Raw genomic sequence first — 22891 nt, forward strand, 5'->3', positions numbered from 1 at the left:
CAGGATATCCCACACGAATGACGATGCAAGCCGGGGACAGGATCACCGCCCGTTCGCCGCTTTTCTCGCCGGGTCGACTTGGTTACCCTGACGCCCCACCACCCCGGAGACCCCATGGCCGGCCGACTGCACATCGCCCCCCTCGAGCTCGAGCGCCTGCTGCCCGACCTGGTCGCCGAGACCACCCTGGTCACCGGCGCCAATCTGGCGCCGCGTCGCCCCCTGTCGATCGTGCGCCTGGAAGGGGGGCGGCCGCGCCTGGTGAATGCCTTCTGGGGGCTCACGCCCCCCTGGCTGAAGGTGCTCGACCATGCGCCCCACTGTGCCCGGGCCGAGGCACTGACGGCCCGCCCCATGTTCCGCGAGGCCTTCGGCGCGCGCCGCTGCCTGGTGCCGGCCAGCGGCATCTACGTGTGGAAGCCGCAGCCACGCTTCAAGCAGCCCTTCCTGGTGACCCGCGTCGACCGGGGCCCGCTGCTGCTGGCGGGACTCTGGTGCCGCTTCCATACCACCCTGAGCGAGTACAATGATTCCATGGCGCTGATCACGGTGCCCACGGGGCCACTGCTCGCCCCGCTCACCGACCGACTGCCAGCGGTGATCGACCCCGCCGAGGCCCAACGCTGGCTCGACCCCCAGACCCCGATGGCGGAAGCGCAGGCGCTTCTTGCGCCCGCTCCCGGGGAACTGTTTGGCGCCTTTCCGGTATCAAGACGTGTGAATGACCCCGCCAACCAGGATCCGGCCTGCGCCCATCCCATCGGGCCCATGCTGCGCCACCCCGTCCCACAGGAGCGATGATGACACAGCCCTTGCCTGCCCCCTTCCGCCAGCCGGTCCGCCTGCTCGCCTGGCTCGCCGTGGCCGCGTCCCTGATGACGGGACTGGCCGCCCGGGCCGAGGCGCCAGAGGCGGAGGCGGCCATCGAAAAGGTCGTCTCGCCGCGGGTCAGCCCCCACGACGACCGCGACTACCGTGCGCTGACCCTCGACAACGGCCTCAGCGTGCTGCTGGTCAGCGACCCGGAGGCCGACCAGGCCGCCGCCTCGCTGAACGTGGGCGTGGGCAGCGCCCAGGACCCGGAGGATCTGGCCGGCCTGGCCCACTTCCTCGAGCACATGCTGTTCCTGGGCACCGACGCCTATCCCGAGTCGGATGCCTACCAGGCCTACCTGTCACGCCACGGGGGCAGCCACAATGCCTTCACCGCCCCCCACGACACCAACTACTTCTTCGACATCGAGCCCGATGCGCTGCCCGGGGCCCTGGACCGGTTCAGCCGCTTCTTCGTCGCCCCGCTGTTCAACGCCGACCGGCTGGAGAGCGAGCGCAACGTGGTGCACTCCGAATACCAGGCCCGACTCCGCGAGGATGGGCGCCGCGCCCAGGACGTGCTCAACGAGCTGCTCAACCCCGACCACCCGACCACCGGCTTCTCGGTGGGCAGCCGCGAGACCCTGGCCGACCGCCCCGAGGGCGAGCCGAGCCTGCGCGAGCGCGTGATCGACTTCTACGAGAACCACTATGGTGCCAACGTGATGCACCTGGCCGTGGTCGCCCCCCAGCCCCTCGATGACCTGGAGGCACTGGTCACCGAGCGCTTCGCCGAGATACCGGACCGCGGCCTCTCCCGCCCGGTCATCGAGGCGCCGCTGGTGGCGGAAGAGACCCTGCCCCGCGCTGCCGAGATGCAGTCGGTGCGCGACAGCCAGCGGGTCAGCTTCCTGTTCCCGGTGCCCGACCCCCAGCAGGCCTACCGCCACAAGCCGGCCGACTACCTGGCCCACCTGCTCGGTCACGAGGGCGAGGGCAGCCTGCTCGCGGTGCTGCGCGAGGCCGGCTGGGCCGATGGCCTCTCCGCGGGCGTGACCCGCGGCGACGGTCGCCATGCGCTGTTCGCCGTGGACATCAGTCTGACGCCGGCCGGCGCCGACCGGCTCGACCGCATCCAGGAAAGCCTGTTCGCCGCCATCGACCAGATCCGCGACGCCGGCCTGGAAGCCTGGCGCTACGAGGAGCAGGCACGCCTGGCCGAGCAGCAGTTCCGCTTCCAGCAGCATGGCTCGCCGCAGAGCGATGCCATGCGGCTGGCCATGAACCTGTCACGCTATCCGCTGGCGGATGTCAACGTCGCGCCCTACCGCATGGACGGCTTTGATCGCGACCAGATCGTGCGCTGGCTCGATGGCCTGCGGCCCGAACGGCTGCTGCGACTCTACAGCGGCCCGGACGTCGAGGGCGAGAAGGTCTCGCCCTGGTTCGATGCGCCATGGCGCGAGGTCGAGGCCGCGACCGACGCCGAACCGCTGGCGGGCCTCGCCCTGCCTGAGCCCAATCCCTACATCGCCGAGGACCTCGAACTGCTCGACGGCCAGGACGAGGTGCCCGAGAAGCGCATCGAGGAGCCGAGCTTCAGCTTCTGGCACAAGGCGGATGCCAGCTTCGACACCCCCAAGGTGGAGTGGCGCATCAGCCTGCAGCACCCCGCCGCCAGCCAAGAGGCCCGCGAGGCGGCGCTCTCCCGCCTGCTCGCCGGCTGGCTCGGCGACAGCCTCAATGAGACCCTCTACCCGGCACGCCTGGCCGGCCATGACTTCGAGGCCTATGCCCACGCCCGGGGCATCACCCTGTCGTTCTCCGGCTGGCGGGACCGCCAGGACCGGCTGATTGCCCGGGTGCTCGCCCAGCTGCAGGAGGGCGAGATCGACGCGGGGAGCTTCGACCGGGTGCTCTACCGCCTGCAGCGCGAATGGCGCAACGCCCCTCAGGATGCCCTCTACCGGCAGGCCCACCGCACCCTGGCCGAGGCCCTGGTGCGTCCCCAGTGGCCCACCGATGTCCTGCTCGAGGCGAGCCGCGAGCTGGGCGTGGAGGACCTGCGCGACTTCCGCGAGCTCTTCCTGGCCGAGCTGCACCTGGAGGCCATGGCGGTGGGCAACCTCGACGCCGCGCTCGCCGAGCGCGAGGCCCGGCTGGTCGCCGAGGCGCTCTCTCCGTCCCTGGCAGCCGACGAGATTCCGGATCTCGTCCCCCTGCGGGCGGACGACCTGCCCGCCCTGACCCCGGCCACCACCCGGGAGGAGTCGCTGGTACTGCGCTACCTGCAGGGACCGGACCGCTCGCTCGACAGCCAGGCGCGACTGGCGGTGCTGGGCCAGCTGCTGGAGACCCCCTTCTACCAGCGCCTGCGCACCGAGGAGCAACTCGGCTACGTGGTCAACGCGGGCTATTCGCCGATGCTGGACGCGCCGGGTATCAGCCTGCTGGTGCAGTCCCCCGACACCGGAAGCGAGGCGATCCAGGCCCGCATCGATGCCTTCCTGGACGATTTCGCCAAGCGGCTCGAGGCACTCGACGATGAGGACCTGGCCCCCTACCGCCAGGCCGTGCACGACGAGCTGATGCAGCGCGACACCAGCCTTGCCGGACGTACCAACCGCCTGTGGCGCACCCTCGCCTATGGTGATACCACCTTCGACCGGCACCGCCGCATCGCCGAGCGGGCCCTGGCCGTGACGGCCGAGGAGCTGCGTGAGGGCTGGCCGGCACTGCGCAAGGCCGCCGTGGCACGAGTCAGCTTCGACCCGGGTGACGAGCCCAGTGACGTGCTTCCCCTGAGCCGCCACCTGGCCCCCCTGCCCAAGCACGACGACTGACCCGACGACACGACAGCGCCCGGCCATCGGCCGGGCGCTGTCGTTGGCATCGGGAAAGGAACCGGATCGTCAGTCGAAGGCCTGGGGCGGCATGATGGCCTCCACGTGCATCACCAGTTCCTCGAGGATCTGCCGGTCACGGTCGGAGAGCGGGACGCCGTTGAGCCGCTCGATCTCCCGGGCGAACTCCTTGAGGGTCAGGCTCGCGACGGCCGGATCGTTCATGCGCTCCCAGCGGAAGGCCTCCCAGCGTGCCTGCTCCTCGCTCTCCAGGGTCTCCGGATAGCTGCGGGCCCGGTAGCGGAACAGCATCTCCTCGAGGCGTGGATCCTGGAAGGCGAAGCGTGCCCCCACCAGGTCCCAGGGGTCGGTCTCGCGCACCCGCTGCATCTGCTGGCGATCCGCCGGCGAGAAGAAGCCACCGGCATAGAGCATCAGGTCCGGGTCATGCGGCGGCTCGGGATGCGGCGCGGCGAACACCTCGGCGACACGCGAGGCGACCTCCGGGCGACTCGACAGCAGCTTCCAGTGTGCCCGGCAGGCGGCCAGGTCCAGCCCCAGTCGCTCGACGATCGCGCCATACTCGCCCTTGTGCGGCCCCTCCACGTCCTTGAGGGCGCTGGTCGGGAACAGCACCGGACACTTGTTGAGGTGGATCACCTTCAGCGGAATGCGCTCGGCCCCCTCCGCCAGGTCATCGTTGCTGACGAAGACCCGCTCGCGAATCTGCTCAGGGGTGAGCTCCAGCAGCGGGGTCGGATCCATGGAGAGGTCGAAGACGATCACCCCGTTGGGGTTGGAGGGGTGCTCGGCCAGCGGCATCACCAGGGCGCTGCAGCCGCGACTCGCCGGGTAGCGACGCGAGATGTGCAGCACCGGCTTGCGCCCGGGCAGGTCCAGCTGCCGGGCGACGGCCCGCTTGCCGCGCAGCCCCAGCAGGTAGTCGAAGAGCTTGCCGTTGCGCTCGCGCAGCAACCTCGCCAGGGCGATGGTGGCGCGAACGTCGGCCAGGGCGTCATGGGCCCCCGCATGGGCGATGCCATTGGCGGCCGTCAGGTGTTCCAGCTTGAAGCTCGGCGCGCCATCGTCGCGCGTCGGCCACTCGATGCCCTCGGGGCGCAGGGCATGGAAGGCACGCACCACGTCGATCAGATCCCAGCGCGAGTTGCCGTTCTGCCACTCCCGGGCATAGGGGTCGAGCAGGTTGCGGTAGAAGAGGTGGCGGCTCACCTCGTCGTCGAAGCGCAGGCTGTTGTAGCCCAGGGCACAGGTGCCCGGTTCGCCCATGGCCGCCTCGACCCGGCCGGCGAACTCGGCCTCGGGCAGGCCGCGGCGGCGGGCCTGCTGGGGTGTGATGCCGGTGATCAGGCAGGCCTGGGGATGGGGCAGGAAGTCATCGGCCGGCTTGCAGAAGAGCTCGAGGGGCTCACCGATCTCGTTGAGATCGGCATCGGTGCGAATGGCCGCGAACTGGGAGGGCCGGTCGCGACGCGGATCGGCACCGAAGGTCTCGTAATCGTGCCACAGGAAGGACTGCGGGGCGGCGGGGGACTGCGCCATGGGCGGGAGCTCTCCGAAAGGCGTGAATTCACGGCCTCCAGCCTAGCATAGCCCCGCGGACGACTCAGCCGCCGGGCTCGTGCCCAGGACGCGCTCGGGGCTGCCTGTTCAGGACTTGGGCAGGGTCACGTTGAGCTCCAGCACCGAGCAGTTGTCCTCGCTGTCGAGGGTGATGTTCACCGCGTCGTCATCGATCTGCACGTAGCGGCGGATCACCTCCAGCAGCTCCTTCTCCAGCAGCGGCATGTAGTCCGGCTGCCCCCGCTGGGTGCGCTGATGGGCCACGATGATCTGCAGCCGCTCCTTGGCGACCGACGCGGACTTCTTGCGCTCTCGCTTCAGGAAATCGAGCAACTTCACCGGCGGACTCCTCCAAACATGCGGCTCAACAGGCTCTTCTTCTGGTACTCGTGGAAGCGCAGGGGGACCTCCTCGCCCAGCAGGCGGGCCACGGTGTCGGCGTAGGCCTGGCCGGCATCGCTGTCGTCATCGTGGGTGACCGGCACCCCCTGGTTGGACGCCCGCAGCACCGCCTCCGACTCCGGGATCAGGCCAAGCAGGTCGATGGCCAGGATCTCGCGGATGTCCTCCAGGTTGAGCATGTCCCCCAGGTCGACCCGGCTCGGGTTGTAGCGGGTGATCAGCAGGTGCTCCTGGATCGGGTCCTCGCCGCGTTCGGCGCGCCGGGTCTTGGAGGCCAGCAGGCCGAGGATGCGGTCGGAGTCGCGCACCGAGGAGACCTCGGGATTGGTGACCACGATCGCCGCGTCGGCGTAGTACATGGCCAGCTGGGCGCCGCGCTCGATGCCCGCCGGGGAGTCGCAGATGATGAAGTCGAAGTCCTTGGTCAGGGTATCGAGCACCTTCTCGACGCCCTCCTGGGTCAGGGCGTCCTTGTCGCGGGTCTGGGAGGCCGGCAGGATGTGCAGGTTATCGACCCGCTTGTCACGGATCAGCGCCTGGTTCAGCCCCGCCTCGCCCTGGATCACGTTGACCAGGTCGTAGACCACGCGACGCTCGCAGCCCATGATCAGATCGAGGTTGCGCAGCCCCACGTCGAAGTCGATGACCACGGTCTTCTTGCCACGCAGCGCCAGCCCTGTGGCGATGGCGGCTGCGCTGGTTGTCTTGCCGACCCCACCCTTGCCGGAGGTCACAACGATGATCTTGGCCAAGTGTCGCATCCTGTCTTGTGATGATGAAAGGGAATGGTGGTGCAAGCGCGGCTGCCACGCGGTGGCCGGCATCAGGCCAGCGGCGTGATGCCCAACTGGTCATCGCTCAGCCGGACCTGCACGGTGGTGCCCAGCAGGCGCGGGTCGATGTCCTCGAGGCGCTTGTAGTTGCCGGCCACCGAGAGCAGCTCGGCATGCAGTTCACGGCAGAAGATACCGGCCTGGGCATCGCCATGGATGCCGGCCAGGGCACGCCCGCGCAAGGCGCCATAGACATGCACGCTGCCGGCGGCGAGCACCTCGGCGCCGGCATTGACCGCCCCCACCACCACCAGGTCGCCCTCGGGCGCGGTCACCTGCTGCCCGGAGCGCACCGTGCCGCGGTAGATGCGACCGCCCGCCGTGGTGCCAGGCAGCGGGGCCGGCATCTCGGCCTCCCCTGCCGGCGCTATCGGCTCGGCCACCTCGTCGTCGCCGTCACCGGCGACGCTCTCCAGGGGGCGCGGGCGCGAGGCCTCCTGGGGCGGAAACCAGCCCAGCCCCAGGGCCCAGGCCGACTGCTTGACCGGGTCCGGACCGCCGCGCACCGCCACCGGCAACAACTTGTGGGCCCGGCAGACCGCGCAAATGCGCTCCAGGGCCAGGTGGGGTTCATCGAGCTTCTCGACGTTGAGAACGACCGGGGTATGCTGGAAGAAGGCCGGCGACTGGCTGAGCTTGCCCGCGAGCTGCTCGCGGATGCGCTCGGGATCGGCGCTGGTCAGCTCCATGACCGTCATCGGCAGCATCCCCCCCTTGAAGGTGAATGCCATGCTGTCCCTGTCCACTTTGAGACTCATTGCCGAACTCCACGTCGGGTGATGATCGGGGTACAGCCACAAAGCTAAGCGAGTGGCTGCGCCCCTGCAACCGATCATACGGTCAAGGGGCGGCCGTTGTCAGTGTCTCCGGATGGCCACACCTCGCCGCCGGCTGGACTTTTCTGCAGCCTCGGCACGTGCTTAGATACTCTCGACCCAGGCCCCGCGCCATTGCCGCCAACAATAACGATTGTTCCGCGCCCCCGCCGGGGCGCGCTCCCTTTGTCAGGATGCCCCATGTCAGGACTCCTTCGTCGCCTGTTCGCCCCGCGCTGGAAACATCCGGACCCCGAGGTCCGCCGCCAGGCCGTGGCACGTCTCGACCCGGCCCGCGATGACCAGCGCCGTGCCCTTGAGCAGCTCGCCCTCGACCCCGATCCCGGGGTACGCGAGGCGGCCCTGGCCCATCTGGAGGATCCCGAGCGCCTGCTGGACCTGTGCCGGGAGGGAGACGCCCCCCCGGAGCTGCGACGCCACCTGGTGGCCCTGCTCGCCGGCCGCCACGGCCAGCATGACCTGCCGACACGCATCGCCCTGGTGGAACGGCTCGAGGATCCCGAGCTGCTCAACGAGCTGGCCCTGCAGGGCGATAACCTGCAGCTTAGACTCGCCGCCCTGGCCCGCCTCGAGGCGGAAGAGGACCTGATCCGCCAGGCCTGTGACAACGGCATCGCGGCTGTGCGCCATGCCGCCGCCGCCCGGGTCGAGAGCGAGGCGGGACTCTCACGGCTGGCCCACGAGGCCCGGCGCGACCGCCAGGTGGCCCGCAAGGCACGCGAACGCCTCAACCGACTGCGGGCCGACGCCGCCTCCCTGGCGGCGGCCCGGGAACGCCGCGAGGCACTGCTCGAGACACTCGAGCAGCACGCCGGCAGCCCCTGGGAACCGCTCTATGCCGGCCGCTTCCGCCACCTGATGCGCGAGTGGACCAAGTTCGAGGACCTGCCGGACGCCCGGCAGGAGCGGCGCTACCAGGATGCCTGCCTGCGCTGCCGCAAGGTCATCGGCGACCACGAGGCCCAGGAGCATGCGCGGGATGCCGACCATCGTCAGCGAGAGAGTGCCGACCAGACCCGGGAGGCCCTGATCGAGGCCCTGGAGGAGAGCCTCGAGGGCCTGCATCAGGGCGACCGGCTCACCGACCAGGACATCGCCAGCCTGCGCGCCCATAAGCGCCTGCTGGCCACCCGCTGGCAGGCCCTCTCCGACCACCACCTGGCCGACGAGGCACTGCGTGAGCGCTATGACAGGGCGCTTGCCGCCTATGAAGGCATCGTCCAGGCGCGGGTACGCCTGGACGAGCGTGCCGAGGCGATCGAACAGGCCCTGGCCGATGGCGATGACAAACGCCTCGAGGCCCTGGTGGAGGCCTGCGGCTGGCCTCAGGGACTGGCACCGGCGCCGCTGCTGCAGCGTGCCCGACAGCGTCTCGCCGCCGAGCCTCCTCGGGATGACGGCGACCTGGACGCCCGGCTGTCGCGCTTCGTCGAGGAGCTCGACCAGCTCGAGCGCCTGCTGGAGAGCGGCGCCTTCAAGGGCGCCAGTCGGCTCCACCAGCGCCTGCGCCAGCAGGCCGACCAGCTCCCCCAGGCACCGCTGCAACCCCATCAGGCTCGACTCAAGCGCCTCGCGGCGCGACTCGCCGAGCTCCGGGACTGGCGCGGCTTCGTCGCCGGTCCCAAGCGTGACCAGCTGTGCCTCGCCATCGAGGGACTGGCCGATACCCCCCCGCCGACCGAGGCCGAGCTCGATCGCCGCCATCGCCAGCTGGTCAAGGAGTGGAAGGCCCTGGGCGATGCCGCCGCCAACCGTGAGCAGTCGGCCCGCTTCCGTGCCGCCTCCGATCGCATCCACGAACGCCTGGCCCCCTGGCGGGAGCGCCAGCTGGCCGAGCGCCAGCGCAACCTCGAGGCCCGCGAGGCCCTGTGCGAGCAGCTCGAGACGCTGCTCGAGCAGCCCGCCCACGAAGCCGACCCCGATGCGCTGCGCGAGATCCGGGACCGCTCGCGGGAGCAGTGGCGCCGCTTCGCTCCGGTGCCCCGGGAGGAGGCCGAGACCATCGGCCGACGCTTCGGGCGCATCCGCCATGACCTCCAGGCCCTGATCGACCGGCGCGCCCGGGAGATCGCCGAGGCCAAGCGTGACATGATCGAGCAGACCCGCGAACTGCTGGCCCGGGACATGCCAGCGTCCAAGCGGGCCGACCAGGCCAAGGCGCTGCAGCGCCGCTGGCGCGAGCTGGGACGCGCCCCCAAGGGCGAGGAGCAGGCCCTGTGGCGCGAATTCCGCTCGCTATGCGACGACATCTTCGCCAGCCGCGAGGCCGCCCGAGATGACCAGGTCCAGCGCAACCGGGCCCGGCTGGATGCCATGCAGGCGCTGATCGACCGGCTCGACAGCTGGCATCCGTCGCACAGCCGCGAGGCCAGCGTGCTGGACGAGGCCGTGCGCGAGGCCACGGCACTCGAGCCCCTGCCCTCGGGACGGCGCAGCGAGGGCATGCGGCGCCGCTGGAGCGGTATCGTGCGGGTCCGCCGTGAGCGCCTGGCGCGCCTGTCACTGGCCGAGGAAGCCGAGCGCTGGCAGGCCATCCGCCCCCTGCTCAATGCCCACCTGCAGGCGGACGCCCGGCGTCTCGCCGGCGGCCCCGTCGAGGAGGTCGCCCTCCCGGACGGCCTGGCCCTGCCGAGCGCACTGCGTGACGCCCACGAACGTCGCAACGCCGCCCGCCGGGGCGGCGCGGACGACGCGGTGGAGGAGCGACTGGCACGCCTGCGGGCCCACCTTTCGCTGCTGGCCGGCGGACGCGTCAACCAGCGTGACGACCCGCTGCGCCTGGCGATCCAGGTCGAACGCCTCAACGACAGCCTGGGCCAGCAGACCTCACGCGCCGAGGAGCTCCACCAGATACTGGCCGACCTGCTGGCCACCGGCCCGATGCCCGAGGGACTCTGGGAGCGGGAGGTGGGCGAGCTCGACCGCATGCTCGAGAGTCTGGCCGAACTGCCCCCGCCCTGAGCCAGAAAGCCGCCCACCGACGAAACAGCGCGAGGCATCTGCCTCGCGCTGTCGTGCCTGCCGCCGGGGTCGCCGGCGACAGGGGGCGTGCGACGGTCGGGCGATCAGCCCATGAACTGCCCGCCGTTGATGTCGATGTTGGCGCCGGTGATGAAGCCCGACTCCTGGTCGGCGAGGAAGGCCACCAGGCGGCCGATCTCCTCGGGCGTCCCGTAGCGCTTGACCGGGATGGTCTCGCGGATGGCCTCGCGGACCTTCTCGGGAATGTTCATGATCATGTCGGTGGCGATATAGCCGGGTGACACCGTGTTCACGGTGATGCCCTTGGTGGCCGTCTCCTGGGCCAGCGACATGGTCAGGCCATGCATGCCCGCCTTGGCCGCGGCATAGTTGACCTGGCCGAACTGGCCCTTGCGGCCGTTGATGGACGAGATGTTGATGATCCGGCCATAGCCCTTCTCGAGCATGTTCTCGATCACGCTGCGGCAGGTGTTGAAGACGCTGTTGAGGTTGGTGTCGATGACCTCGTGCCACTGCTCAGGCGTCATCTTCTTCATGGTGCCGTCCCGGGTGATCCCGGCACAGTTGACCAGCACGCTGACAGGGCCGTGCTTCTCCTCGATCTCCTTGACCCCTTTCACGCAGGCATCAAAGTCGACCAGGTCGATCCCGGCGATGTCGATGTTGTCGAAACCCTCGGCCTTCTGGGTCTCCAGCCAGGCCTTGGCCTTGTCCGGGTTGTGGTATCCCGCAACCACCGTGTAGCCCTGCGAGGCGAGCGAACGGCAGATGGCGCTGCCGATCCCCCCGGTACCACCGGTGACCCAGGCGACGGGTGCTTGAGTTGTCATTGACTACCTCCCTGATATGCATGACATCTTGTGTGGCGTGGCGCCAGGCCGGCCATCACCAGTCTTGTTCATTGATCTGTCACCTTGATGACAGCAGATGGAGTATGGACCAGGGAGTGCCACCGGGACGAGCGTTTGAAATCAATCCTTGACCAAAGGCGCATAGCCTGTAGAATACGCCACACGTTGATGCGGGGTGGAGCAGTCTGGTAGCTCGTCGGGCTCATAACCCGAAGGTCATCGGTTCAAATCCGGTCCCCGCTACCAAATTTATGAGGGAGGCCAGAACCAAGAGGTTCTGGCCTTTTTCATGCTTGCAGCAGAACCTGCTGGCAACTCGCCGGGCTCAGCTCTTCACAACCCCGGGAAGGTCATCGGTTCCCTATCGTTTCAGATTCAGCGGCCCCCGCTACCAAATATTGAGAAAGCCCAATCCTGCGGGAATCGGCTTTTCGTATCCGGCATGACCGTCGGTAATCGGTTCCCTGTCGTTTCAGATTCAGCGGTCCCCGCTGCCTTCCCCTCGCCCCTTGATGAGGGGCGCCATGCCCAGCCGGCCGATGCCCGGTAGCTTGAGCGCCGGGCGCCGCGGGTCGACCCCCAGCGAGAGGCCCAGCAGATTGAGCTCGAGCCCCTCGTCGCGCCCCAAGGTCAGCCCCAGCAGCCCGCCCAGCGAGGCGGTGACGCCGAGCCCACCCGGCGCTTCTGCCAGCACGCCGTCGAGCAGATAGTCCTTGCCCACCGCGGTCACCGGCAGCGTCGCCTCGAGCCCTTCCACCTCGCGGACCACCCAGGCGGTGAAGGTGTTGCTGTTGGGCCCCGGCCAGGCACGGTAGGTCGAGGGGGCGGGATAGGCCGCCACCGCCGCCTCGATCCCGGGAACCAGCCGCGCGGCCGCCGCGCCCCGGTAGTCGGCCAGCAGCACGGGCTCGCTGCCGTACCAGGCCCGGTCCGGCGCGGTGGTCGACCGCGACACCAGGGCCGGACGGCGCCAGCTGAGCACATGGTGCATCCTCCAGGCCTCGGCCCCGGCGTCGCGGGTGGCGATCCAGGTATGCACGCCGAAGGCGCCGCGCCATCCCCAGGCCCTTGCCGCATAGAGCTGCACCACCGCCTCGGAGGCTTCGGCAGGGGGCGGGGCGAGGCCGGCCGAGGTTCGATCGGCCGTGGACCAGTGGCCACGGCCCTCCACGCGCTCGGTGGCCAGCATCCACAGCGGCCCGGCCAGCAGCAGGGCCAGCAGCACCGCCAGCCCGGAGACCATTCGCAGAATTCGTCGTATCACAGGCCGGCTCCCCTTGAAGTCGCGGGCGATCACCCGCATCTGTACAGCAAATTCATCCCCACGCAAGGCTATCGATCATGCCCATCGTCGACCCCCGCACCGGTGAGCCGCTCACCGACGACATTCCCGCCGGCGAGAGTGCCGATGCCGCGTCTCCCGGCGGCCAGGACGCCGAGATGATCATCGACGTCGATGCCGGTAACATCCAACAGCTGCTCGAGACCTCGATGCAGGTGCCCGTGCTGCTCGACTGCTGGGCCCCTTGGTGCGAGCCCTGCAAGAACCTGATGCCGATCCTCGAGAAGCTGGCCCGCGAGTACCAGGGCGCCTTCATCCTCGCCAAGCTCAACATCGACGAGAACCAGGAGATCGCGGGCCAACTCGGCGTGCGCTCGGTGCCGGACGTCAAACTGATCAGCCAGGGCGGCCTGGTCGACCATTTCCAGGGTGCCCTGCCCGAGAAGCAGGTCCGCGAGTGGCTGGGACGCTACTTCCCGGCCCCGGAAGAGGCCCCGCAGAGCCCAGAGGACCAGGCCGCCGAGGCCCTGGCCGCCGGCGATGCCGCCACCGCCAGGAGCATCTACGAAGAGCTGGTGCAGCAGTATCCCCAGCACCTTCCCTACCAGGTGGAGCTGGCGCGTGCCCTGGTGGCCGACGGCCAGGCCGAACAGGCCCGCACCCTGCTGGACAACCTCCCCCCGGAGGAGCGCGATGCCGCCCCGGCCCGCGGCGTGCGCGCCAGCATCGAGTTCGGCGAGCAGGCCCCCTCCGCCGAGGAGCTGGCCGCCCTGGAGGGCCGCGACGACAGCGAGGCCCACTACAAGCGTGCCCTGCGTCAGGTGGCCGACGGCCAGTACGAGGCCGGCCTGGATGCCCTGCTGGCGCTGATGAAACGCGATCGCGCCTACGGCGACGATGCCGCCCGCCGCACCCTGCTGCAGGTCTTCGATGCCCTGGGCGCCGATCATCCGCTGACGGTCGCCTATCGCCGCAAGCTCTTCGCCCTGCTCTACTGAAGCGCCGGTAACGCCTGGACCCACACGGCCGCCGCCCCGAGGTGGCCGTGCGTGTGTCAACCCCCGAGAACGGTATCCAGCCGTGCCAGGGCCGCCTCCAGCTGGGTGGCCGTGGTGCCGAAGTTGAGGCGAGCAAAGCCCGGCCAGCCGAAGTCGGCACCGTCGGAAAGCGCCACGCCGGCCCGCTCGAGCAGCAGTCGCTGCGGCGCCCCCTCCAGCCCTTCCAGCGCTCGCGCCTCGCGCAGGTCCAGCCAGGCCAGGTAGGTGGACTCGGGGGGGGCCATGGCCACGCCGGGCCAGCCGGCCACCCGCTCGACCAGCGTCCGACGGTGGCCGCGCAGCACGGCCAGCAGCGCCTGCCGCCATGGCTCGCCGTGGGCATGGGCGGCCTCGGCGGCGACCAACCCCAGGACATTGCCATCGGGTGTCAGTCCCTTGATCCCCCTGGCGAAGCGTTGCCGCAGGCCGGCGTCGGGAATCACCGCACAGGCCGTGGTGAGCCCTGCCAGGTTGAAGGTCTTGGACGGCGCCCAGAGGGTCAGGATGCGCGAGGCCAGCTCGGGGAACTCGGCTGCCAGCGGTACATGGCGGGCGCCCTCGTCGAGCAGCAGGTCGCAGTGCAGCTCGTCGGAGACCAGATACAGGTCGTGGCGCTCGACCAGCTCCATCAGCCCCGCCAGTTCCTCTCGCCTCCACACCCGTCCCGTGGGGTTGTGGGGGTGGCACCAAAGCAGCAGCCGGGTCTCGGGGGTGATGGCCGCCTCCAGCGCCGCGAGATCGAGCCTCCACGGCTCGCCGGGCGCGGCCGGGGCCTGCAGGGCCACCTGCTGGGGCCGCCGCCCGGTGCGCTCGGCCACCCGCAGGAAGGGCGGATAGATGGGCGTCACCGTCAGCACGCCATCGCCGGGCTCGGTCAGCGCCAGGCTCGCCATGTGCAGCGCCGGCACCACCCCCGGCAGCCACAGCTGCCAGCCGGGCTCGATGGCCCAGCCATAGTGCTCGGCGCTCCAGGCGCAGAGGGTCTCGCGCAGGGAGTCGGGCACCAGGCCATAGCCGAAGACGCCATGCTCGACCCGGGCCCTCAGGGCCTCAATGACCGCAGGGGGCGAGGCGAAGTCCATGTCGGCGACCCACAGCGGCAGCACGTCCTCGCCGTAGCGATGCCACTTCTGCGAGGGCCAGTCACCGCCCGACGGGTGGCGACGCTCGACGGGCGTGGCAAAATCGAATTCCATGTGCAGTTCCCGATCCCAGAAGGCCAGCAAGATGAACGAGACCATGCCCCAAGACGGCTTCTATGCCAAGGTGCGCCGCGGCCTGCCCGCCCTGGTCGCCCAGTGGCTGACCCTCGGCCAGGGCGATGCCGACCGCCTGGCCCTGCTGCTCGCCGAGACCGCCAGGGTGACCCGGATCGGCCTCCCCGAGCGGACCCCGGATGGCGACACCCTCGCCGACTGGAGTCGTCCCGAAGGCGAGGAACCACCCCTCTGGGCGGCACGCACCGCCACCTTCCTGCTGGTGCAGATGCCGGCCCGGCCGCTGCCGGCCAGCGACGACGAGGCCTGCGCCTGGGCCTACTGCTGGCTGCGCAACCGCGACTTCGAGGACCTCGCCGCCGCCGAGCAGGCACTGCCCGAGCACCTTCGCGAGCCGCTGGCCGCCGCCCTGAGGGCCGCCTGGACCGACCTCAAGGGGCTGCGCCTGGTCTGACGACCGGCTAGCGCCGCCGCGCGGCCCGTTTCTTGGGCCGGAAGCCGGCGGGCTTGGTGGAGAGCCATGCGACGAAGGTCTGGATCTGCGGATGGGCCATCAACGCCTCCCGGCTGCGATAATGCTCGGCCAGTTCACGCTCGCCGAGCACCGCATGGAGATGCTTGTGGCAGGCGTGGCAGACCCAGAGGATGGCGGTGAGCCGCTCCACCCGGTCGAAGCGCCGTCGGTAGCGGGCCTTTCCGTGCAGGGCCCGCGGAATGAGGTGGTGGCGGGTCAGCGGCGCAGCGCGCCCGCACAGCTCGCAGGCCTCGGGGCGCGGTGGGGGCGTAAGGTCATGGCCGGCCATGCTGGCCTCCAACATTCCAGGACACACCCGAAGGGATAAGGAAAACAGGATGGAAGTTCCCCTGAGCTGGCAGTTGGCCAAGCTGCTGGTATCGATCGGCGTGGTGCTCGGCCTCTCGGTGATCGCCGAGCGGGTCAGCACCCGCGTGGCCGGCCTGCTCGCCGGCTACCCGCTGGGCACCGCCATCGCGCTGTTCTTCATCGGCCTGGAGATCTCCCCGACCTTCGCCACCCAGAGTGCCGTGCATACCCTGGCCGGCTTCACCGCCACCCTGGCACTGGGCGGGGGCTACCTGCTCTGCGCCCGCCGCGACGGCTTGGCCGGCGTCCTCGCCGGCACCGCGGGCGGGCTCGCCGCCTGGCTGGCGGTGAGCCTGCTGCTGACCCAGGTGGAGTTCACCCGTCTGACCGGCACCCTGACCACCCTGGCGGCGATCCTCCTCTTCATCCGGCTCTACCGTCGGGTACCGGAAACCGCCACCGGCGCCCGGGACGGCTTCAGCTGGGCGGCGCTGGGCCTACGCGCCGCCCTGGCCGCCGGGATCATCTTCCTGATCACCGGCCTCGCCCACGTGATGCCGGCCGCCTGGGCCGGGGTCATGGCCGCCTTCCCGGTGACCATGTACCCCTTCCTGGTGATCCTGCACCTGACCCATGGCGCGGCCCCGGTGGCCACGGTGATCAAGCACTACCCGGCCGGGCTCGGCGCGCTGCTCTGGTACGCCCTGTGCGTCTCGCTGACCTACGACAGCCTGGGGCTGGTGCTCGGCACCCTGATCGGCTTCGCCGTCGCCACTGCCTGGCTGCTGGCCTGGACCCGCCTGCTGGCCTGGCGGGCCACTCGCCTGGCCGCGCACCCTCGCGCCGGGACTTGACCGAGCGCTTGCTCGGGGCAACGCTGTTTTCCCTGCAGAGACCACAACAAGGAAACGCCAGATGTTCACCCGCACCATCGAGCCCGCCTTCTACGACACCGATGCCCTGGGCCACGTCAACAACACCCGGCTTCCGGCCTGGTTCGAGCTGGCCCGTAACGACCTCTTCCGGCTGTTCACGCCGGACCTGGACCCGCGCAAGTGGCGCCTGATCATGGCACGCATGGAGGTCGACTACCGGGCCGAGCTGCAGTATGGCCGCGAGATCGAGATCCGAACCTATGTCTCGCGGCTCGGCAATAGCTCCTTCACGGTGAGCCAGGAGGCGCGCCAGGACGGCCAATTGACCAACCTCGGCCACACCGTGATGGTGCACTTCGACCACGAGGCCAAGAAGGCCATCCCCATCGAGGGCGAGCTGCGCGAGGCCCTAGAAATCCACCTCCAGGCGGAGCCGGCGGACGCATGACCCCGGCGGTGAAGGTCCTCGAGCAGGCCGGGGTCGCGTTCACCCTGGCCGAGTACGACCATGACCCGCGCAGCCCCACCTACGGCGAGGAGGCCGCCCGGGCGCTGGGCCTCTCGCCCGAGGCGGTGTTCAAGACCCTGCTCGCCCGGCTCGACGACGGCCGCCTGGTGATGGCCATGGTGCCGGTCTCCGCCCAGCTCGACCTCAAGGCCCTGGCCCGGGCGGCGGGGAGCCGCAAGGCCAGCCTGGCCGACCCCGCCGAGGCCGAGCGGGCCACCGGCTATGTGGTGGGCGGCATCAGCCCGCTGGGCCAGCGCAAGCGCTTGGCCGCCTTCCTCGATATCTCTGCCGAGCGCCTCGCGACCCTCCACGTCAGCGGCGGTCGCCGCGGGCTGGAGATCTGCCTGGCCCCGGACGACCTGGCGCGCCTGACCGGGGCCTGCCTCGCCGCCCTGGCACGGCGCTGAATCGCCGCCGAGCCGAACCCTGGCCGGCGATGTCACACCATGACCGCCACCCACCGACGGGAGCCCCCATGGCCATTCGCTATACCCTCTGGCTGGACCCGGACGACACGCCCCGGCATCGCGCCGTCGAGGCCGACCTGGAGCGCTATTTCATCGAGCGCTTCGCCGACTATCCCCACATCCGCTTGTTCGGCGCCGACCCTTACGATTATGATGCGCCGTTCAATCGCCTCCATGACGTGCTGATGGCACGGGCCGGCGAGTACTGCGAGCGGGAGTGGCGCTACGTCCCCACCCCCGAGCAGCTCAACCGCGCCTTCTTCCTCGCCGTGGGGCATTCGAACAAGTTCGTACGGGACGAAGACGATGGTGATCCGCACCGACCTGGCCCCTGACGCGCGGCAGCTGGCCATCATCGCCGAGCAGCTCGGCCGCGCACCCCGCGGCATCGAGGCCCTGGCCGCCACCGACGGCGAGGGCACCCCGCTGGTGCTGCGCATGGCGCCCATCGTCGACGGCAAGCCCTTCCCGACGCTCTACTGGCTATGCTCCGAGCGTCTCAAGGTCGAGATCTCGCATATCGAGGCCGCCGGGGTGATCAAGCAGCTGGAGACCCGCCTGCAGCAGGACCCCGACTTCCTGGCCGCCTACCACCGCAGCCACGACGCTTATGTGGCGGCCCGCTGGGCCTACATGAGCGAGGACCAGAAGGCCGAGGTCACCCGCCTGGGCTACGAGGGTGTGCTCACCGAGCGCGGCATCGGCGGCATCGCCAACCGGGACCAGGTGCGTTGCCTGCACACCCAGTATGCCCATCACCTCTGCGGCGAGAACGTCATCGGCCAGTGGCTCGATGCGCACTACGGGGTGGCCGACTGCCTGCCCTGATCATGACAACCCTCCTCCCCTGACCACCCCCTAGGAGAACCCCGGATGTACCTGGATACCCATGTGATTGCCAGTCTCGCGTTGATCGCCAGCATGCTCGGCATCAGCGGCGTGGGCGTGAGGCTGCTACGCCAGGCCATGAAACGCGATGCCACAGGCACGCGCTGAGCCGAGCGGCTCACACTCTGCCAGGGGCGCCTTTTGGCGCCCCTGGCGTTTCCAGGCTTTCGAGCCCCCGCTGCGGTCGCTAGGATGAGCCTTTAGGAGGAAAGACATGTCGAGATTCTGCGTCTATCTGGGGTCCCGGGAGGGCCGTGACCCGCAATTCCTCGAGGCGGCGCGCCGACTCGGTGCCGAGCTGGCCCGCCGCGGTCACGGCCTGGTCTACGGCGGCGCCCGCGTCGGCCTGATGGGAGAGCTGGCCGATGCCGTGATGGCGGCCGGCGGCGAGGCGATCGGGGTGATGCCCGACCACCTGGTCGAGCGCGAGCAGGCCCACCACGGCCTGACCGAGCTGGTGCGGGTCCGCAACATGCACGATCGCAAGGCAAGCATGGCGGCCCATGCCGATGCCTTCATCGTGCTGCCCGGGGGCATCGGCACCCTGGAGGAGTTCTTCGAGGCCTGGACCTGGCACTACCTGGGCCTGCACGACAAGCCCATCGGCGTGCTCGACACCGCCGGCTTCTATGCCCCGCTGCTGGCCTTCCTGGACAGCACCGTGGAGCACGGCTTCCTCAATGGCCGCACCCGGGCCGAGCTGGTCGATGCCACCGACCCCGCCGAGCTGCTGGATGCGCTGGAGACCCGGCTGGCCTCGGCCGGCTGAATCGGCGGGATGCCGCTCCCGGTCAGCGGCGAGTCGCGGGCCGAGCGTCAGGCGCCGGCGGCGAGCTCGCGGGTGCGCAGGTAGGTGAGCTGCAACAGGCGGGCATCCTCGCCGGCCCGGTGCCGATGGATGCCCTGTTCGCGGATGATGGCTTCCTTGGTCCGGCTCCACAGGGCCTGCTGCGCCTCGCTGAGCAGGATACGCAGTGCCTCCAGGCGGAACGCCGGCAGCATGCCGGCATGGTGGAAGAGCAGCGACAGCCAGGTGTTGTCGTAGCCCCAGCTGTCGCTGTAGGCGATCCCGACCTCCCCCAGCTCGTCATTGAGCCAGCGGGCCACCTGGCGCACCGGGTAGCCCTCGCGCTGCAGCCGACCGCGACTGATGCCGTGCAGCAGCTCGGCCTTGGGGTCCCAGTGTGTCCACTCGGCCAGCGGCTGGATGAGGAAGGCGCAGGTACTGCCATCGGCGCGGGCCAGGCCGACCTCGATGGGGTAGCTGCCGCGCCCGAAGCCGGACGCCTCGATATCCAGCAGTGTGGGTAGCGTCACGGGCGGGAGAGTCCTTGGTCGAGATGGCCGATGGCAACGGAGGCGAAGGGCTTAGTGTCGCGTCTCGCCTTCGGCCCTGTCCATAGAACCAGCGTCCAGCGAACCAACGTCCAGCGAACCGGCAAGCCCGGCGAGGCGGTCGGCCAGCGCCTGCCAGTGCCCGGCCTTCTCGGTATCCACCGGCAGCCCCAGCTCGCCGTTGCGGTAGGCGCGGGCCAGGCGGGTCGCCGCCAGGGGATGGCCCGCCTCGCCGGCACGCGCATACCAGGTCACGGCATGGTCGTCGCGCCGTGGATACTGGGCGCAGCCGTGCTCGCGAATCTGCCCGGCCTGGTACTGGGCCTTGGCATCCCCGGCATGGGCCGCCTCGAGCACGTAGCGCGCCCCGCGGGCCTTGTCCTGGGGACTGACACCGCGGTGGAAGAGCATATGACCATACTGCGACAGCGCCGCCGGATGCCCGGCATCGGCGCAGCGCTGGAAGAGGTGCATGGTCAGGCGCTGGGTACGTGGCGAGCGGGGCAGCCAGCGAGTATGGAACAGCTGCTGCGCAAGCCGGTACTCGAGCCGGGTGAACAGTGAGGATGCCTCAGACATGGCAACAACCCTGCGTCCAGTGGTGCGGAAGTGATACCGGCCACCTCCTGTGGCCGGTATCGCTCCCTGCGGAAAACGGTGGCCCTGCGGACTCCGCCGGGGCAACGGGGAGGCAAGCATACGCGCGCCCCGGCAGTGACTCAACCCCGGGATTTGCCGCCCTGCCCGGGCCCCGCTACCCTACCGGGTCAACCCCTTCAGCAGTCCTGCCAGGAGTGACGGATGCAGACGCGACCGCTAGGCGATACCGGCATCGAGGTCAGCCGCCTGTGCCTCGGTACCATGACCTTCGGCGAGCAGAACAGCGAGGCCGAGGCCCACGAGCAGCTCGACCGTGCCGTGGCCTTCGGCATCGACTTCATCGACACCGCCGAGATGTATCCGGTGCCTCCCGAGGCCGAGACCCAGGGGCGCACCGAGGCCTATATCGGCAGCTGGCTGAAGCGTCGGGGCAGCCGCGATGACGTGATCATCGCCACCAAGGCCGCCGGTCCCGGCCTCGCGCATATCCGCGGCGGTCCGCGGCACACCCGCGAGCACCTCCACCAGGCCATCGACGAGAGCCTCACAAGGCTGCAGACCGACTATGTCGATCTCTACCAGTTGCACTGGCCCGACCGGAAGGCCAACTTCTTCGGCAGGCTCGGCTACGAGCACGACGAGGAGGAGGACGCCACACCGCTGGAGGAGACACTGTCCGCACTCAAGGCGTTGGTAGATGCCGGCAAGGTGCGCGCCATCGGGCTCTCCAACGATACGCCATGGGGCGTAATGCGTGCCCTGCACCTGGCCGACACCCTGGGCCTGCCCCGGGTCGCGAGCATCCAGAACCCCTACAGCCTGCTCAACCGCACCTTCGAGGTGGGGCTGGCCGAGATCGCCCACCGCGAGCGGGTGGGGCTGCTGGCCTACTCGCCGCTGGCCTTCGGCACGCTCTCCGGCAAGTACCTGGATGGCGCCCGCCCCGCCGGCGCCCGCCTGACCCTGTTCGAGCGCTTCCAGCGCTACACCAATCCGATGGCCGAGGAGGCGACCGCCGCCTACGTGGGGATCGCCCGCGAGCATGGCCTGGACCCGGCCCGGATGGCCCTGGCCTACGTCAACTCGAGACCCTTCCTCACCAGCAACATCATCGGCGCCACCACCATGGAGCAGCTGGAGAGCAACCTGGCCAGCGAGTCCCTGCGGCTCGACGCCGAGGTGCTGGAGGCCATCGAGGCGGTTCACCAGCGCATCCCCAATCCCGCGCCCTGACCCGGCAGCGCCGGCGCGACGGGCTATCACCCCGATAGCCCATCGCCCCCGGGCCGCTTGGTATACTGGCCTCGACTGCTGTCAGGCCATCCCCCTTCAGGCACAGGAGCGCCCCCAATGCTGAGCGTGATCTCGCCCGCCAAGACGCTGGACTTCGAGACCCCGGCCACCACGACCCTGCACACCCAGCCGGAGCATCTCGACCGCAGCCGCGAGCTGATCGAGATCCTGCGCGACTACTCGCCCCAACGGCTCAGCGAGCTGATGGGCATCAGCGACAAGCTGGCCGGGCTCAATGCCGCCCGCTTCGCCGAGTGGCACACCCCCTTCACGCCCGAGAACGCCAAGCCCGCCGCCCAGGCCTTTCAGGGCGACGTCTATGTGGGGCTCGAGGCGGACACCTTCAGCGACGACGACAACGCCTTCGCCCAGGAGCATCTGCGTATCCTCTCCGGCCTCTACGGCCTGCTGCGCCCCCTGGACCTGATCCAGCCCTATCGCCTGGAGATGGGAACCCGGCTCGAGAACCCCGCCGGTCGCGACCTCTACGCCTTCTGGAAGGAGACCCTCACCAGGGAGCTCGACCGCGCCGTGGCGGCGAGCGGCAGCCCGGTGCTGGTCAACCTGGCCTCCAACGAGTACTTCAAGGCGATCGACACGAAACGGCTCGAGGCGCGGGTGATCACCCCGGTGTTCAAGGACGAGAAGAACGGCAAGCTGAAGATCATCAGCTTCTATGCCAAGAAGGCCCGCGGCCTGATGGCCGCCTGGATGATCCGCGAGCGCCTTTACGACCCCGAGGGCCTCAAGGACTTCGACGTGGCGGGCTACACCTACAATGCCGCCCTGTCGGAGGGCGATACCCTGGTCTTCACCCGCGCCGAGGGCGCCACCTGAGGGCTATCCGGTAAAGACCAGGGGGCGTGCCGAGCGGCCCCGGAGGAAGCGGCGGTGGGCCTGCTTGAAGCGCTCGTCGTCACAGCGGTGCAACCACTCGTAGGCGACCATGTCGGCACTCACCGGGACCGCACCGGCCTGGACCATCCGCTCCTTGGCCAGCCGCGCCTCGGCGGCCCGCCGGCTGGCGCAGGCCTCCACCAGCCAGTAGACCTCGTAGCCCGCCTCGAGCAGGCCCAGGCCGGTCTGCATCACGCAGATATGCGCCTCGGTGCCGCACAGCACCACCTGGCGACGACCAGCGGCGGCCATGGCCTCGGCGAAGGCCGGCTCGGCATGGGCATCGAAGTGGACCTTGTGCCAGAGGCGGTGCGCCGGCAACGCCTCGAGCAGCCGCGGCTCGCTGCCCCCCAGCCCCTCGGGATACTGCTCGGTGACCCACACCGGCACCTCGAGCTCGCCGGCCATGCCGCCCAGCCAGGCGGCCTCGGTCACCGCCTGGTCGCCATGTTCGATGACCGGCAGCAGGCCGGCCTGCAGGTCGACGATCAGCAGCAGGCTCTTCTCTCGCATCAGGCGCATCGGCGG

General features: G+C 69.8%; 25 protein-coding genes and 1 tRNA gene. 15 read left to right on the forward strand and 11 right to left on the reverse strand.

Going from position 1 to position 22891, the window contains the following annotated elements; all coding sequences use genetic code 11:
* Positions 1–114 precede the first annotated feature (114 nt).
* Positions 115–801 (forward strand): SOS response-associated peptidase, encoded by a 687-nt coding sequence (locus QLQ86_RS02250; protein WP_282734110.1) that lies wholly within the window; start codon positions 115–117, stop codon positions 799–801.
* Positions 798–3656 (forward strand): insulinase family protein, encoded by a 2859-nt coding sequence (locus tag QLQ86_RS02255; protein WP_282815784.1) that lies wholly within the window; start codon positions 798–800, stop codon positions 3654–3656. Before QLQ86_RS02250 ends, QLQ86_RS02255 begins: the two co-directional genes overlap by 4 nt.
* 69 nt (positions 3657–3725) lie before the next feature.
* On the opposite strand, the gene sbcB is transcribed toward QLQ86_RS02255, so the two are convergent.
* The 4 genes from sbcB to minC all read right to left on the reverse strand — a co-directional run bounded on the left by sbcB (position 3726) and on the right by minC (position 7230).
* Complete coding sequence (gene sbcB / locus QLQ86_RS02260; protein WP_282734017.1) at positions 3726–5216, reverse strand: exodeoxyribonuclease I; 1491 nt, start codon at positions 5214–5216, stop codon at positions 3726–3728.
* Between the two features lie 108 nt (positions 5217–5324).
* On the reverse strand, positions 5325–5576 hold the full coding sequence (minE, locus tag QLQ86_RS02265; RefSeq protein WP_040184914.1) for a cell division topological specificity factor MinE: 252 nt from the start codon (positions 5574–5576) through the stop codon (positions 5325–5327).
* Positions 5573–6391 carry a septum site-determining protein MinD gene (gene minD / locus QLQ86_RS02270; RefSeq protein ID WP_282734018.1) on the reverse strand — a complete coding sequence of 273 codons (819 nt, stop codon included), beginning with the start codon at positions 6389–6391 and terminating at the stop codon, positions 5573–5575. The genes minE and minD overlap by 4 nt, the downstream gene beginning before the upstream one ends.
* Before the next feature lie 71 nt (positions 6392–6462).
* Positions 6463–7230, reverse strand: coding sequence for a septum site-determining protein MinC (gene minC, locus QLQ86_RS02275; protein WP_282734019.1), 768 nt, complete (start codon positions 7228–7230; stop codon positions 6463–6465).
* A gap of 258 nt (positions 7231–7488) precedes the next feature.
* On the opposite strand from minC, the gene QLQ86_RS02280 reads away from it, so the two are divergent.
* Positions 7489–10269 (forward strand): DUF349 domain-containing protein, encoded by a 2781-nt coding sequence (locus QLQ86_RS02280; protein WP_282815785.1) that lies wholly within the window; start codon positions 7489–7491, stop codon positions 10267–10269.
* Between the two features lie 104 nt (positions 10270–10373).
* Here QLQ86_RS02280 and phbB read toward each other — a convergent pair whose 3' ends face one another.
* Positions 10374–11120, reverse strand: coding sequence for an acetoacetyl-CoA reductase (gene phbB / locus QLQ86_RS02285; protein WP_282734021.1), 747 nt, complete (start codon positions 11118–11120; stop codon positions 10374–10376).
* 190 nt (positions 11121–11310) lie between these two features.
* On the opposite strand from phbB, the gene QLQ86_RS02290 reads away from it, so the two are divergent.
* A tRNA-Met gene (locus QLQ86_RS02290) sits at positions 11311–11387 on the forward strand.
* A gap of 232 nt (positions 11388–11619) precedes the next feature.
* Here QLQ86_RS02290 and QLQ86_RS02295 read toward each other — a convergent pair.
* Entirely contained in the window at positions 11620–12405 is a 786-nt protein-coding gene (locus tag QLQ86_RS02295; protein ID WP_326521263.1) for a DUF3750 domain-containing protein, read from the reverse strand.
* A gap of 77 nt (positions 12406–12482) precedes the next feature.
* On the opposite strand from QLQ86_RS02295, the gene QLQ86_RS02300 reads away from it, so the two are divergent.
* Complete coding sequence (locus QLQ86_RS02300; protein ID WP_282815786.1) at positions 12483–13421, forward strand: tetratricopeptide repeat protein; 939 nt, start codon at positions 12483–12485, stop codon at positions 13419–13421.
* A 56-nt stretch (positions 13422–13477) separates the two neighbouring features.
* On the opposite strand, the gene QLQ86_RS02305 is transcribed toward QLQ86_RS02300, so the two are convergent.
* Positions 13478–14656 carry a MalY/PatB family protein gene (locus tag QLQ86_RS02305; RefSeq protein WP_282815787.1) on the reverse strand — a complete coding sequence of 393 codons (1179 nt, stop codon included), beginning with the start codon at positions 14654–14656 and terminating at the stop codon, positions 13478–13480.
* A 43-nt stretch (positions 14657–14699) separates the two neighbouring features.
* Here QLQ86_RS02305 and QLQ86_RS02310 point away from each other — a divergent pair, with 43 nt between their 5' ends.
* Complete coding sequence (locus QLQ86_RS02310) at positions 14700–15131, forward strand: hypothetical protein (RefSeq protein WP_282815804.1); 432 nt, start codon at positions 14700–14702, stop codon at positions 15129–15131.
* A gap of 7 nt (positions 15132–15138) precedes the next feature.
* On the opposite strand, the gene QLQ86_RS02315 is transcribed toward QLQ86_RS02310, so the two are convergent.
* Positions 15139–15480 (reverse strand): hypothetical protein, encoded by a 342-nt coding sequence (locus QLQ86_RS02315; RefSeq protein WP_282815788.1) that lies wholly within the window; start codon positions 15478–15480, stop codon positions 15139–15141.
* 49 nt (positions 15481–15529) lie between these two features.
* Here QLQ86_RS02315 and QLQ86_RS02320 point away from each other — a divergent pair, with 49 nt between their 5' ends.
* From QLQ86_RS02320 to QLQ86_RS02350, 7 genes are all read left to right on the forward strand, one after another.
* Complete coding sequence (locus QLQ86_RS02320) at positions 15530–16354, forward strand: hypothetical protein (RefSeq protein ID WP_282815789.1); 825 nt, start codon at positions 15530–15532, stop codon at positions 16352–16354.
* Between the two features lie 61 nt (positions 16355–16415).
* Complete coding sequence (locus QLQ86_RS02325) at positions 16416–16823, forward strand: acyl-CoA thioesterase (RefSeq protein ID WP_326521264.1); 408 nt, start codon at positions 16416–16418, stop codon at positions 16821–16823.
* A complete protein-coding gene (gene ybaK / locus QLQ86_RS02330) occupies positions 16820–17290 on the forward strand; it encodes a Cys-tRNA(Pro) deacylase (RefSeq protein ID WP_282815790.1) in 471 nt (156 codons plus the stop codon). Before QLQ86_RS02325 ends, ybaK begins: the two co-directional genes overlap by 4 nt.
* 68 nt (positions 17291–17358) lie before the next feature.
* Entirely contained in the window at positions 17359–17685 is a 327-nt protein-coding gene (locus tag QLQ86_RS02335; RefSeq protein ID WP_282815791.1) for a hypothetical protein, read from the forward strand.
* Positions 17657–18178, forward strand: a complete 522-nt coding sequence (locus QLQ86_RS02340; protein ID WP_282734027.1) for a DUF501 domain-containing protein — start codon at positions 17657–17659, stop codon at positions 18176–18178. Before QLQ86_RS02335 ends, QLQ86_RS02340 begins: the two co-directional genes overlap by 29 nt.
* A 45-nt stretch (positions 18179–18223) precedes the next feature.
* The gene (locus QLQ86_RS02345) at positions 18224–18346 is read left to right on the forward strand and encodes a hypothetical protein (protein WP_282734028.1); all 123 of its coding nucleotides are present in this window, start codon (positions 18224–18226) and stop codon (positions 18344–18346) included.
* Between the two features lie 106 nt (positions 18347–18452).
* The gene (locus QLQ86_RS02350) at positions 18453–19007 is read left to right on the forward strand and encodes an LOG family protein (RefSeq protein ID WP_282815792.1); all 555 of its coding nucleotides are present in this window, start codon (positions 18453–18455) and stop codon (positions 19005–19007) included.
* A gap of 47 nt (positions 19008–19054) precedes the next feature.
* Here the strand turns inward: QLQ86_RS02350 and QLQ86_RS02355 are convergent, their stop codons facing one another.
* Complete coding sequence (locus QLQ86_RS02355) at positions 19055–19555, reverse strand: hypothetical protein (RefSeq protein WP_282815793.1); 501 nt, start codon at positions 19553–19555, stop codon at positions 19055–19057.
* 51 nt (positions 19556–19606) lie between these two features.
* Complete coding sequence (locus QLQ86_RS02360) at positions 19607–20152, reverse strand: tetratricopeptide repeat protein (protein ID WP_282815794.1); 546 nt, start codon at positions 20150–20152, stop codon at positions 19607–19609.
* A 222-nt stretch (positions 20153–20374) separates the two neighbouring features.
* On the opposite strand from QLQ86_RS02360, the gene QLQ86_RS02365 reads away from it, so the two are divergent.
* Both QLQ86_RS02365 and yaaA read left to right on the forward strand, forming a co-directional pair.
* Entirely contained in the window at positions 20375–21406 is a 1032-nt protein-coding gene (locus QLQ86_RS02365) for an NADP(H)-dependent aldo-keto reductase (protein WP_282815795.1), read from the forward strand.
* A gap of 117 nt (positions 21407–21523) precedes the next feature.
* Entirely contained in the window at positions 21524–22303 is a 780-nt protein-coding gene (yaaA, locus tag QLQ86_RS02370; protein ID WP_282815796.1) for a peroxide stress protein YaaA, read from the forward strand.
* A gap of 3 nt (positions 22304–22306) precedes the next feature.
* Here yaaA and QLQ86_RS02375 read toward each other — a convergent pair whose 3' ends face one another.
* Positions 22307–22885: an isochorismatase family protein gene (locus QLQ86_RS02375; protein WP_282815797.1), complete on the reverse strand. Its 579-nt coding sequence runs from the start codon at positions 22883–22885 to the stop codon at positions 22307–22309.
* Positions 22886–22891: the final 6 nt, after the last annotated feature.

Source organism: Halomonas rhizosphaerae (assembly GCF_030012485.1).
Taxonomy (GTDB): domain Bacteria; phylum Pseudomonadota; class Gammaproteobacteria; order Pseudomonadales; family Halomonadaceae; genus Halomonas; species Halomonas rhizosphaerae.

What these genes read in the sequence shown, in the direction of transcription:
- phbB (WP_282734021.1), bottom strand. Translation starts at nt 11,120, where the DNA reads ATGACAACTCAAGCACCCGTCGCCTGGGTCACCGGTGGTACCGGGGGG.
- ybaK (WP_282815790.1), top strand. Translation starts at nt 16,820, where the DNA reads ATGACCCCGGCGGTGAAGGTCCTCGAGCAGGCCGGGGTCGCGTTCACC.
- QLQ86_RS02315 (WP_282815788.1), bottom strand. Translation starts at nt 15,480, where the DNA reads ATGGCCGGCCATGACCTTACGCCCCCACCGCGCCCCGAGGCCTGCGAG.
- QLQ86_RS02325 (WP_326521264.1), top strand. Translation starts at nt 16,416, where the DNA reads ATGTTCACCCGCACCATCGAGCCCGCCTTCTACGACACCGATGCCCTG.
- QLQ86_RS02280 (WP_282815785.1), top strand. Translation starts at nt 7,489, where the DNA reads ATGTCAGGACTCCTTCGTCGCCTGTTCGCCCCGCGCTGGAAACATCCG.
- QLQ86_RS02350 (WP_282815792.1), top strand. Translation starts at nt 18,453, where the DNA reads ATGTCGAGATTCTGCGTCTATCTGGGGTCCCGGGAGGGCCGTGACCCG.
- yaaA (WP_282815796.1), top strand. Translation starts at nt 21,524, where the DNA reads ATGCTGAGCGTGATCTCGCCCGCCAAGACGCTGGACTTCGAGACCCCG.
- QLQ86_RS02305 (WP_282815787.1), bottom strand. Translation starts at nt 14,656, where the DNA reads ATGGAATTCGATTTTGCCACGCCCGTCGAGCGTCGCCACCCGTCGGGC.
- QLQ86_RS02335 (WP_282815791.1), top strand. Translation starts at nt 17,359, where the DNA reads ATGGCCATTCGCTATACCCTCTGGCTGGACCCGGACGACACGCCCCGG.
- sbcB (WP_282734017.1), bottom strand. Translation starts at nt 5,216, where the DNA reads ATGGCGCAGTCCCCCGCCGCCCCGCAGTCCTTCCTGTGGCACGATTAC.
- QLQ86_RS02360 (WP_282815794.1), bottom strand. Translation starts at nt 20,152, where the DNA reads ATGTCTGAGGCATCCTCACTGTTCACCCGGCTCGAGTACCGGCTTGCG.
- QLQ86_RS02320 (WP_282815789.1), top strand. Translation starts at nt 15,530, where the DNA reads ATGGAAGTTCCCCTGAGCTGGCAGTTGGCCAAGCTGCTGGTATCGATC.
- QLQ86_RS02340 (WP_282734027.1), top strand. Translation starts at nt 17,657, where the DNA reads ATGGTGATCCGCACCGACCTGGCCCCTGACGCGCGGCAGCTGGCCATC.
- QLQ86_RS02345 (WP_282734028.1), top strand. Translation starts at nt 18,224, where the DNA reads ATGTACCTGGATACCCATGTGATTGCCAGTCTCGCGTTGATCGCCAGC.
- QLQ86_RS02255 (WP_282815784.1), top strand. Translation starts at nt 798, where the DNA reads ATGATGACACAGCCCTTGCCTGCCCCCTTCCGCCAGCCGGTCCGCCTG.
- QLQ86_RS02300 (WP_282815786.1), top strand. Translation starts at nt 12,483, where the DNA reads ATGCCCATCGTCGACCCCCGCACCGGTGAGCCGCTCACCGACGACATT.
- QLQ86_RS02365 (WP_282815795.1), top strand. Translation starts at nt 20,375, where the DNA reads ATGCAGACGCGACCGCTAGGCGATACCGGCATCGAGGTCAGCCGCCTG.
- QLQ86_RS02310 (WP_282815804.1), top strand. Translation starts at nt 14,700, where the DNA reads ATGCCCCAAGACGGCTTCTATGCCAAGGTGCGCCGCGGCCTGCCCGCC.
- QLQ86_RS02375 (WP_282815797.1), bottom strand. Translation starts at nt 22,885, where the DNA reads ATGCGCCTGATGCGAGAGAAGAGCCTGCTGCTGATCGTCGACCTGCAG.
- minC (WP_282734019.1), bottom strand. Translation starts at nt 7,230, where the DNA reads ATGAGTCTCAAAGTGGACAGGGACAGCATGGCATTCACCTTCAAGGGG.
- QLQ86_RS02250 (WP_282734110.1), top strand. Translation starts at nt 115, where the DNA reads ATGGCCGGCCGACTGCACATCGCCCCCCTCGAGCTCGAGCGCCTGCTG.